Origin of the sequence: Marinicella pacifica (assembly GCF_014636635.1) — a bacterium.
GTDB classification, from domain to species: Bacteria; Pseudomonadota; Gammaproteobacteria; order Xanthomonadales; family Marinicellaceae; genus Marinicella; species Marinicella pacifica.
In genome coordinates, this window is sequence record NZ_BMEO01000012.1 from 65,447 (window position 1) to 75,415 (window position 9,969).

Sequence of the window (9,969 nt, forward strand, 5' to 3'; positions counted from 1 at the left end):
ATATAATCGTTATGCTGTGAAGAACATGTCATGGCTGATGTTTACCCGGCTCCCAGTTAAGCCCCGTGTCATGGCGTTCTGCTGCGGCTTGTGCCGGTGATTCAATCCGGGTGGCCATGGAATCGTTCCAGCGGTTCAAATAACCAAACAAGGCAATCACACCCAGGGCTTCCACAATTTCACCATCATCCCAAAAACGTTTTAAATCAGTTTCAATGGTTTCATCTACGGCGTTGGGAACAGCCGAAGCCGCCAGTGCAAATTCAAACAGGGCTTTTTCAGCCGAACTAAACACTGCACTGTCACGGAAATTCCATATTTGTTTTAAGCGTTCATCGCTACCCCCATAGCGCTCGGCGGCCAGCAACGTGTGCGCCTGACAATAACGGCAGCCGCTTTGGGCACTGGTTAAATAAGCCATCAACCTTTTTTGTTCTGCCGTAAGACGTCCCCGATTGGCCATCACGGCTTTGTTTAACAGCACAAAAGCCTCAGCAATGTCCGGTCGTCGTTGCATGGTTAACAGGCTGTTGGGGCAAAATCCCAGGGTTTCATTATAAAAAGTCACCAATTCAGCCACATCCGGATTGGCCATGTGATCAAGCGGCTCAACTAAGGGCATCGATTTCTCTGTTGAAAAAAATTAATCTTATCGTATGCGCCGGACTGGCGCAATGACACATCATGCTGTACTATCCTTCGGTCAGGGTTTCCACCCGTATCAGGTTGGTGGTACCCGATTGACCAAAGGGAACCCCGGCTGTTATCACATAGGTGTCACCGGGTTTTGCCATGGCGGTCTCGGAAATAACCTGATTGGCCACTTGCACCATCGAATCGGTGCTTTTTGCACGGTCATTGAGAACCGGATGCACCCCCCAGGACAATGTCAGTTGGCGACAGGATTTTTGTTGCGGTGAAATGGCAATCACCGGTGTCACCATACGATTGCGTGCCACCCGCAAGGCGGTGGCCCCGGAGCTGGAAAAACAACACACCACCTGGGCATTTAAAATACTCGCCACCTGACAGGCGGCTGAAGAGACCGCGTCCGGGGTGTTTTTTTGCACCGCCACTTTGTGCTGGTTAATATGCTGCCGGTAACTGTCATCCTGCTCCACGGTTTCGGCAATCCGCGCCATGGTTCTGACCGCCTGCACCGGGTAGGCTCCGGTGGCGGTTTCTGCCGACAGCATTACCGCATCAGTACCATCAAAGATGGCGTTGGCCACATCATTGGCTTCTGCGCGGGTCGGCGTGGGTTGTTCAATCATGCTTTCCAGCATTTGGGTGGCGGTCACCACCGGCTTGCCTTTTTCACGGGCTTGCTGAATTAATTTTTTTTGTAGCAAAGGCACTTGTTCGGTGGACAATTCAACCCCCAAATCCCCGCGCGCCACCATAATGCCGTCGGCTTCTTTTAATATGGTTTTAAAATTTTTCACCGCACCGGGCTTTTCAATTTTAGCCATCAGTTTGGCCGTTGACCCGTGTTCTTTGAGGTATTTTCTGGCCAGTTTCAAATCATCGGCCGAGCGCACAAAACTCAACGCCACCCAGTCCACATCCAAGTCGGCACCAAAGGCTAAATCCCGTCGGTCTTTATCGGTGATGGCGGCAATCGATAAATCAGCACCGGGCACATTAATACCTTTGTGGTTACTCAAACGACCACCCAAAACAACCTCACAGTGCAATTGGGTGTTATGTATTTCAACCACCTGTAAAGATAATTTGCCATCGTCAAGCAATAAAGTGTCACCAACAGACACATCCCGGTACAATTGTGTATAAGAAATTCCGACACCTGACTCATCACCTGTTTTGTGCGGGTCAGCATACAAGCAAAATCGCTGCCCCTCATTCAGCTCGACACCACCGCCGGCAAAACGACCCACCCGAATTTTCGGTCCCTGCAAATCCTGAAGCACACCCACTTCAAGACCCAGTCGTTCACTGACATTCCGGATGGTTGCAACCAGATGCCTGTGATCTTCATGACTACCGTGAGAAAAATTGAGTCGAAACACATTCACCCCCGCCGCCATCAGTTGTTCAATACGCGCTTGTGACTGACTGGCTGGGCCCAAAGTGGCGACAATTTTAGTTTTTCGGTACATAGCTTTCGGTTGGTTGAGGTGAGGTTATGATAGTCTTTTTTGGTCAAAATTTCATGTCGGGCTTGTTATAATGTTGCTTTAATTGTCATTGAAACAAGACTATGGCCCTGATTAAATGCCCGGTTTGTCGCACCCGCATGTCCTCTCTGGCACCCGTGTGTCCAAAATGCGGCTTCAGCCACGATGGTGAGCAGCAAATTGACGAAGAACAAGCCGCCTTGTATAAAAAAAGACTGTTCGGTCAACGTATCTATCAACTCAAAATGCTGTCCTATGTGGCCATGAGCATTGCCATGATTGGCGCCATTCCGATGCTCTGGGATTACATCAAAGGTTTGGAGCAAGGTGATACGGTTGTTTTGATGGAGCATTGGGGCATTAATTTGGTGGCCATCGGCTTTGTGATTTACTTGTTTGTTCGTGCAGCGATTATCATCACCCGCAAAAATTACCGCACAAAATAACCTTATCAGGACTTTATGCCCAGTAATGGATGTCGCAAAACAAATGCTTCAAGTTCATCCAATAAAGCCCGGTGTTGAAACGCTTCAGGTCTTTCTTTCAGCATTGCCAGATGGGTAAACCAGCGGTGCCAGTTCAGTCCATGTTTTTGACGTAATCGGTTTTGACATTGCTCAAACCACTGTTTTTTTTGTTTTTCACTGAGGCTGTCAGGGAAGTTACGGGCACGATAACGGCGCACCAATTCAGGGCCTCGGATGTCTTTTAATTCACACATATCCTGATTTTCCCACGGCATATCTTGTGCTTTCATATCACGAATTTGTTTAAAAACCGCCCGTTCATCATAACTAAAAAAACCATCATAGATTAAACAGTCCACATCATCGGATTTTGATTCAAAGGGCTGGTTAAAAACCTGTTTAATCTTTTTAATGAAGGCCTGGTGGTGATCGGCACAATATTTTTTAATCTCATCTAAATGCTGTCGGCATGTGTTCTCATCTAACCCCAGACGCTCAGTATCAGTATGCTTGAGAATATTAACAGGTGCCACAAAAGGAATTTTATTAATGTGAATGGTTTTTAAGTGAATACGCTGCTGATCTTGAGGCAATTCATTCTGCGGTGTGTAAAGTCGTTCACCGATGTCTTCGGCACTTAAATTGAGCAAATCATCCGGTGCAAAGCTTAAATCATAACAAATCACCCCATTTGGATTGCGCGGATCCACTGCCAATGGCACATACAAACTGACACAACCACGATTGGCCGGAATCATACCCGATACATGCACCACCGGCTGTAATAAATCCCAATTTAATAAACTTTTGACAAAATGTTTATCGCGCATTTTTAAGCTAAATTGAAATAATTTGGGTTGTTTTTGTTTAATCAGTTGTGCCATTTGGATGGTGGCACGCACATCGGACAAGGCATCGTGAGCCGCTTCATGGGACAAGCCGTTGGCTGCGCTTAAATCTTCGAGTTTAAAACTTGGCTGACCGTCTTCACGCAAGGGCCATTTGATTCCCTCCGGTCGCAAAGCAAAGGTGGCACGCACCACATCTATCAAATCCCATCGGCTGTTGCCGTTGCTGTATTCACGGACATAGGGGTCCATTAAATTACGATAAAATAAGGAACGAATACACTCATCATCAAAGCGCACCGAGTTATATCCGGCGACACAGGTTTTGGGTTGTGAAAAAATAACCTGGATGCGTTCTGCAAATTCATGTTCAGCCAGACCTTTTTGTTCACATACTTGCGGTGTAATCTCGGTGACCAGAACACTTTCCGGTGTCGGCAGATAATCAAAGGTGGGCTGACAGTAAAACATATCCGGCTCACCGATAATGTTTAAGTCCATATCGGTGTGAACCCCGGCAAATTGCGCTATCCGGTCATAGCGGGTGTCAATGCCAAAAGTTTCTAAATCATACCAATAAAACCGGTTGTCATTTTTCATGGTGTGTTTCTGTGATTAAAGTCTCAAATTGAAATAAATAATTGCTTAGCTTTGTCTATTTCGCTAATATAAACACGCATTTTAATTCAAACTTAAAGGGGAACCCATGAAAAAGCTTATTTTCTCGTTACTTATTATTTCATTACAAGTCACAGCGGCACCGGTGCGCTTTGATTTTGTCTTCGACGACCCAAACAGCAGCGCCCGGACAGAAGGTTTTATTGTTTTTGAAGATACATTGTTACCAAATCCGGGTGACACCACCTTTGTACTGCCGGATCCGGCTGTCATTGACCTGCAACTCACGGTGACTGGCTCGGTTAACAGTGATGGCACTTATAATCTGAGCGATTATGATGAAATTGATTTTTGGACCAATGGCGGCACCTTAGACTTTTCTCAGCCCTTAATTGGTCAAGCCACCAACGGACAGCCCTGGGGCACCACTTTTGACGGCAGTTCAGGCGAATTTAACCTATGGAGTTACGGTAATGGCGGTGTCAAATCGTCGGGCCGCTATCAGGGTCAAGGTGGCGGCGGACCGGTCGGCGGACCGCCCACAGCCTGTTTTTGGTTTACCATTTGTGAACCCGGCGGACAAGGTGGTAATAATAACACCGCAACCAAAGGTATTGGCGGCGGCGTGTCACCCATGGAACTCCAGTCGATGCAACCGGGACGCGGTACGCCTGTACAATCCGTACCAAGCCTAAACGTTTTATCAATTATGGCGTTGGCCACGGTTATTTTACTGATGGCCGTTTTATTCAGACGTCGACTTAACTAAATAAATATTGATTGCCATAAAAAACGCCGTAGAAATGACGGCGTTTTTTATGCTTGTTTGGTTTTACGCCCCCAATAAAACAAGCCGCTAACCACAACCACACCAGCAAAAATCATCAATCCGCTCATCAGGTACTGCGGTTCGCTGTGCTGCCAGGGCCAGAGATTCACATCAATTTTTGACTTCCAGGGCCATACCTTAAACACGGTCCCCAGCATCAGCCCGGATAAAAAATAGATCATGCCGGTGTGATAATGAACCAACAAACATTTCAGTAATTTCGAAAACAACAACAAACCCAGCAAAGCACCGACGGCGAAAATCATTAAGATCAGCCACTCGCGCTGGTGTACCGCTTCCAGAAGAACGGTGTATTTACCCAGCAATACCAACAACAGTGAACCCGATATACCCGGCAAAATCATCGCACTAACGGCAATCATGCCGGCCAGAAAAATGCCCGCATAACCCACAGGTAAACTGAACAAGGTTTTTGTTGACAACAGATAGCCTGATACCACACCCACCACCAACCATATCCAGTACAGTGGATTTTTACTGTTTTCAGCGACCACCAACAAAACCGCCGCCGCCACAATCAGACCCAGAAAAAAAGCCCAAGTCAATACCGGCCGGGTCACAAGTAAGTGGCTCAATAGCCCGGCAAATAAAAATACTGCCGTTAAAATCCCGCCGAACAGGGCCAATAAAAACCAGCCGTCCAGGTGTCGCCAGGCCCGGTTAATTTTAAATTGAACCAAATAAGAAAAGAACACGCCATCGACCCGGGCTATGGCCTTTATCAGCCGCTCATAAATACCGGTGATTAAAGCCAGTGTGCCTCCGGACACACCCGGTACCACATCGGCCACACCCATCAACAGTCCTTTTAAATACACCCACAGGTACATCATACAGTCCTCTTTAAGTCATGGGGAATAAAACGCTCAATCGACGTCATCAGTTGCAACTGATCCACCAGATCATTGACATAATCTAACTGGTCGGTTTCGATGGTCAGCACTTCACTCATGTTGTAGCGGCTTATCCAACTCTGATACAAAGTTTCTAAGCGTTTTAAATAGCGTAAAGGCATATTTTGTTCCATCGCTCGACCGCGTATTTTAATGCGTTTGCGGGCGGTGCGTATTGAGCATTTAAGATAAATCATCAGATCCGGTGGTTGAATGGCCTGCTGAATGCTGTTGTAAAGATCGGTAAATGTTTGCCAGTCGCGATTATTAATTTTACGCATATGGTGCAAAGCAGTGGCAAAGATTTCCACATCCTCAAACAAAGTGCGATCCTGTAATACCACACCCCGGCACTGTTCTAACTGCTGCTGCATGGCAAACTTACTGCTTAAAAAATACAACTGCGAATGAAAAGCCCAGGCCTTCATGTCCCGGTAAAAATCATCTAAATAGGGGTTTTCATCATTGGGTTCATAAAACGGCGTAATCACATAGCTGCGCTGTAAGAATTCAACCAATGAGGTTTTGCCCGCACCAATGTTACCGGCTATACCTATAATGATTGGACGACTCACTTGCTACACCTCCGGCAAACTCTGGCCGGTCCAGTCTTTAAATACTTTTTGCTGTTGTCGGGTGGGATTATCTACCGGCTGAATGGAGAATTTGGGATTGGGATGATTCATCGCACGGACGCTCACTGTCTTTAATTGGTCACCCGAAAAAAAGCTCATCTCATACGCCACACCGACGGACATCATGGCCAGGTGATCTGTCCAGTTGTCAGAATGAACCCGTAGGCCATTGATGGCCACCACCACATCCCCACCGGTTAATCCGGCTTCCCAGGCAGGACTGTCCCGATGCACCGCGCGAACCCCGACGCCGACCTCGTCTGCTTGAGTTTCTATTCCCAGCCAAACCGGCTTATTGTCGCTGTCGTCAAACACCCGTTTTAAACCATAAAAAGCCAACAAGGCATCAAAATCCAACGCCTCAGTGCCGGATATATAAGTTCGCCAAAAACCCCTCATATCAGAATCGGTTAAATGATTTAAAATGGTTTGAACATCTACTTCGGTGTAACCCACATCCATGTTACTGTGCTGCTTAAAAAGGGCTCTCTGGACATCATCGTAACTGTATCGTCGATGTGATTTTTCGCGGATAGCCCGATCCAGTGCCCAGGATTTTAGAGCGCCCTCTAAATAAATACTGACCTGATTATTTAAATTAAAATGGGCGTCATTATCAAGCCAGGTATCAAAACTGCTCATCGCCACAGAACTGATTTCTCGACCGGGCTTGTTTAAATGGTTATAAATATTATCAGCCAGTTCTTTAAAATAGTCTTTTGGAGAATAAATACCGGCTCGCAATAAAAATAAGTCATCATAATAACTGGTGCTGCCCTCCACCATCCAAAACAAGGCAGAATAATTTTCAGCATCATAATCATAAGGTGCAATCCCCGCCGGACGATAAGATTTCACATTCCAGGTATGCACAAATTCGTGGGCAGTGGTTGCCAGTACTTTGAAATAGTTCTTCAGGGGCTTAAACTGAAACCGATCACTTTGAATGATGGTGGAATTAACATGTTCGGTGGCGCCGCGTAAACCCGCACCCACATGGTACATAAAGACATACCGCTGAAACGGGAAATCACCCCACAAGTCTTCTGCCACCTGTATTATTTTTTCAATTTTGGCTTTTAAATCCGAAATATCAACATTGCCTTCACCCCAGATAACGATTTCAAAATCACGTTCAGCCGCCTGAAAAGCCATAAATTGGTGCATACCCGATTCTATCGGCGAGTCCACCAATTGATCATAATTATCCGCCACAAACACATGATCAGACGGCGAATGCATACCCGATCTTGAGCGCCAATGGTCAGGCACTTTCATAGTCACTGATAAGGGCGATGATCTTAAATCCGTGACAAACATAAAGACGCCGCTGGCATCCAAAAACGCGTGACTGTCATCAATATGCGCCACTCGGCTGCGAAGCATATTGGCATACACCAGATAGTGAATGTTGACAGGGCCCTGAGTCGGATTTTCGATGACCCAGGTGTTTTTATCCGACTTATGCCAATTGAGCGGCTGCCCTTGTTCGTCTTCTGCCGAAAAGTTGGTGATGTTCTTACTTAAATCCAATACCTCATAACGCCCCGTGCGCCATACCGGTAATTTCAACTCCAACTGTTTATGGGCGGTTAACGGAATTTGCATACTTACCCGGCCTAAATGTTGTGCCGCATTGGCAACAGAAAATTCATAATGCACCCCATCATCAGCCATCACAGAACCCATCCACATTAAAAGCAACAAAACACGAAACATAAAAACAATAAACACGTAAAATGTGCCGTAAATTCTACACGGAATCTAAAATATATTCAGCACTACCCAAAATATTTGCCTGCGCCAATAAATAATCGGAAAACGTGTGCTTTATCACAAATTTCATTGACTATTTATAAATAGCCCATACACTATCGCATGCGAGTTGCTAAGCAGAACAACCCGCCAAGCCGTCATGCGGTTTTTCCGTCATTGAAAACGCTTCCAGGGATGGCGGTGTGCTGTGTTCGCTTAGAGCGAAAGCGTACGCCCCAGAACTGATTATATTGTTTGACCCTTTAACCCCCACTACCCATGAAACACATTATTTACATTATTTTGATATTATTTATCTCAACCACTTTGTCCGCCCAAACCCAAAGCAAACGTCCCAGCTGGTCGCAGGGTTTACCGGAAAGAACCACCACCGGACAACCGCAAACACCCGGTTTTAAACCGGAACCCATTAAACCCGAAAACCAATCACAACCGGATGTTAAGACCGAACAACCCATAACACCGGATATTGACATTGAACTGATGACCCAGCCGGATCTTGAATTAAACATTCAACCAAATAATACCGAACAACCTGAAGCAGCACCGGTGAGAAGAGCCGGATCCCGCCGTTTAAATAACCGGATTGTTGAAACCGCTGCTGTAAACCCACTGCATGAACAATACAGCTGGCATCTGATAAAAACCCAACCCATCAATATACCGCCCAGACACGTCACCAAAAACGAACTCAAAGTCCGTATTTTTATTAACCCCGAAGGCCGGGTCGTTCGTGTCGCCGCCGGCACACCGGATGTCCCTGCGATGATGCTTAAAGAAGCCCAGCACAGTATTCAGCAATGGCAGTTTGAGCCACCCAAAAATATCGGCATCACCGACAACATCGCCAAAACTTTTACCATAGAAATTAAAACCGGCTAAACATACTTGTTGGGTCACTAAAAAAGTGACCCAACCCATACACTTAACATAACACCACTGGTTTATCAGTGATTTTTGGGTCTTAAGCGAGAAATGACTACGATTAGGACGCTGTCACTGGTTTTTTTCTTCCAGATAATCATCCAGTGCCATCATTTTTTGCTCAAAACCTTCTATCCATTGACTGTATTGCTGATTTAACGCCTTCAGCGCGAGATTGTACTCATCAATTTTATATTGTTTGACGTATTTATTAACAAGCTGACTGTGATCCGGATAGAGCCGCTTTACCAATTCAGCGTCTTCAAACACAGGGCAACTCAAACACCTTGGTGGCCAGGGGATTTGAGGCATTAAAGTCACTGCGGGACTTAAGGCAAACCCGGGTGCCATCGGTGATCGATAAACAAACAGAGGAACACATTCCTGAGTGCCATAACGCTTACCGTAATACAAATCACGGCCGGCACGCGCTGCATTAAAATTATCCTCACACGCCGACAACGTCGCGCCACGAACGGTTATCGGTTCAATCCGTGTATCCACAAAAACCAATTCAGCTTCATAACCCACAATACGCAATGTTTGGCCATGAGCCCATGTGACATTAAGACACAGGATTAAACATACAATTAAACTTTTCATATAAATGCTCCCACATTCTGTTGATAAAAAAATAACCGAAATTATTTCGGCTTATGGGTTAATACGGGAAAACCAGATTAATCCAGTCATGGCAATTAAAAATCCATAAAAAAACCCTCACCGGAGTGAGGGTTTCCAGGCTAATGACAAACCCCTGTTTTTTTCAGGGGTTTGTTGTATTTAGGGCTTTTAATTAATTATTGATGATTCATCAACA

Annotated in this window: 10 protein-coding genes; 3 read left to right on the plus strand and 7 right to left on the minus strand. The window is 45.9% G+C overall.

The window, feature by feature from the left end:
* Window positions 1-28 precede the first annotated feature (28 nt).
* Both IEV16_RS11495 and pyk read right to left on the minus strand, forming a co-directional pair.
* Complete coding sequence (locus IEV16_RS11495) at window positions 29-622, minus strand: carboxymuconolactone decarboxylase family protein (RefSeq protein WP_188365857.1); 594 nt, start codon at window positions 620-622, stop codon at window positions 29-31.
* A gap of 70 nt (window positions 623-692) precedes the next feature.
* Window positions 693-2,120, minus strand: a complete 1,428-nt coding sequence (pyk, locus tag IEV16_RS11500) for a pyruvate kinase (protein WP_188365858.1) — start codon at window positions 2,118-2,120, stop codon at window positions 693-695.
* A gap of 101 nt (window positions 2,121-2,221) precedes the next feature.
* Here pyk and IEV16_RS11505 point away from each other — a divergent pair, with 101 nt between their 5' ends.
* Window positions 2,222-2,584: a hypothetical protein gene (locus IEV16_RS11505; protein ID WP_188365859.1), complete on the plus strand. Its 363-nt coding sequence runs from the start codon at window positions 2,222-2,224 to the stop codon at window positions 2,582-2,584.
* A gap of 5 nt (window positions 2,585-2,589) precedes the next feature.
* Here the strand turns inward: IEV16_RS11505 and sbcB are convergent, their stop codons facing one another.
* Window positions 2,590-4,053, minus strand: coding sequence for an exodeoxyribonuclease I (sbcB, locus tag IEV16_RS11510; protein WP_188365860.1), 1,464 nt, complete (start codon window positions 4,051-4,053; stop codon window positions 2,590-2,592).
* 106 nt (window positions 4,054-4,159) lie between these two features.
* Here sbcB and IEV16_RS11515 point away from each other — a divergent pair, with 106 nt between their 5' ends.
* Entirely contained in the window at window positions 4,160-4,840 is a 681-nt protein-coding gene (locus tag IEV16_RS11515; RefSeq protein ID WP_188365861.1) for a hypothetical protein, read from the plus strand.
* A gap of 47 nt (window positions 4,841-4,887) precedes the next feature.
* On the opposite strand, the gene IEV16_RS11520 is transcribed toward IEV16_RS11515, so the two are convergent.
* The 3 genes from IEV16_RS11520 to IEV16_RS11530 are packed head-to-tail and all read right to left on the minus strand — an operon-like array spanning window position 4,888 to window position 8,183.
* On the minus strand, window positions 4,888-5,754 hold the full coding sequence (locus IEV16_RS11520) for a DUF368 domain-containing protein (protein ID WP_188365862.1): 867 nt from the start codon (window positions 5,752-5,754) through the stop codon (window positions 4,888-4,890).
* Window positions 5,751-6,389, minus strand: coding sequence for a deoxynucleoside kinase (locus IEV16_RS11525; protein ID WP_188365863.1), 639 nt, complete (start codon window positions 6,387-6,389; stop codon window positions 5,751-5,753). Before IEV16_RS11525 ends, IEV16_RS11520 begins: the two co-directional genes overlap by 4 nt.
* A gap of 3 nt (window positions 6,390-6,392) precedes the next feature.
* On the minus strand, window positions 6,393-8,183 hold the full coding sequence (locus IEV16_RS11530; protein ID WP_188365864.1) for a M61 family metallopeptidase: 1,791 nt from the start codon (window positions 8,181-8,183) through the stop codon (window positions 6,393-6,395).
* Window positions 8,184-8,483: 300 nt separating this feature from the next.
* On the opposite strand from IEV16_RS11530, the gene IEV16_RS11535 reads away from it, so the two are divergent.
* Window positions 8,484-9,107 carry an energy transducer TonB family protein gene (locus IEV16_RS11535; RefSeq protein ID WP_188365865.1) on the plus strand — a complete coding sequence of 208 codons (624 nt, stop codon included), beginning with the start codon at window positions 8,484-8,486 and terminating at the stop codon, window positions 9,105-9,107.
* A gap of 114 nt (window positions 9,108-9,221) precedes the next feature.
* Here the strand turns inward: IEV16_RS11535 and IEV16_RS11540 are convergent, their stop codons facing one another.
* Window positions 9,222-9,752, minus strand: coding sequence for a hypothetical protein (locus IEV16_RS11540; protein WP_188365866.1), 531 nt, complete (start codon window positions 9,750-9,752; stop codon window positions 9,222-9,224).
* Between the last annotated feature and the right edge of the window lie 217 nt (window positions 9,753-9,969).

Excerpts from the sequence above, each read along its gene's own strand:
- IEV16_RS11495 (WP_188365857.1), bottom strand. The coding sequence starts at position 622 with ATGCCCTTAGTTGAGCCGCTTGATCACATGGCCAATCCGGATGTGGCT.
- pyk (WP_188365858.1), bottom strand. The coding sequence starts at position 2,120 with ATGTACCGAAAAACTAAAATTGTCGCCACTTTGGGCCCAGCCAGTCAG.
- IEV16_RS11505 (WP_188365859.1), top strand. The coding sequence starts at position 2,222 with ATGGCCCTGATTAAATGCCCGGTTTGTCGCACCCGCATGTCCTCTCTG.
- sbcB (WP_188365860.1), bottom strand. The coding sequence starts at position 4,053 with ATGAAAAATGACAACCGGTTTTATTGGTATGATTTAGAAACTTTTGGC.
- IEV16_RS11515 (WP_188365861.1), top strand. The coding sequence starts at position 4,160 with ATGAAAAAGCTTATTTTCTCGTTACTTATTATTTCATTACAAGTCACA.
- IEV16_RS11520 (WP_188365862.1), bottom strand. The coding sequence starts at position 5,754 with ATGATGTACCTGTGGGTGTATTTAAAAGGACTGTTGATGGGTGTGGCC.
- IEV16_RS11535 (WP_188365865.1), top strand. The coding sequence starts at position 8,484 with ATGAAACACATTATTTACATTATTTTGATATTATTTATCTCAACCACT.
- IEV16_RS11540 (WP_188365866.1), bottom strand. The coding sequence starts at position 9,752 with ATGAAAAGTTTAATTGTATGTTTAATCCTGTGTCTTAATGTCACATGG.